At 71.0% G+C, this 231-nt stretch carries 1 protein-coding gene; it reads right to left on the bottom strand.

The genetic code is table 11. From position 1 onward, the window contains the following. A partial coding sequence (locus tag SAY88_RS25720; RefSeq protein WP_431308941.1) for a Rossmann-fold NAD(P)-binding domain-containing protein occupies window positions 1-231 on the bottom strand: 231 nt, incomplete at both ends.

The raw sequence follows: 231 nt of genomic DNA, 5'->3' as shown, positions 1-231 counted from the left end.
GAGCACGCTCGGACGCAGGATGGTGACGCCTTCGAAGGCATCCCGGACCAGTGCCTCGCCGACGCCGCGGGCGCGAACGTAAGGGGACGCCGATGCCGGATCCGCGCCGATCCCCGAAATGTGAACCAGCCGTCCAACCCCCGCCTTCAGCGCCTGGTGGGCGACGTGGCGGGCGCCCTCACCGTGGACCGCGTCGAAGCTGGCGCCGCGCTTCTCCACGTAATGGCCGAC

It is taken from the genome of Halalkalibacter flavus (assembly GCF_036663575.1).
Classification (GTDB): domain Bacteria; phylum Bacillota; class Bacilli; order Bacillales; family Bacillaceae_D; genus Halalkalibacter; species Halalkalibacter flavus.
The sequence above is the reverse complement of the archived record's forward strand: the minus strand, read 5'-3'. Positions and strand labels throughout refer to the sequence as shown.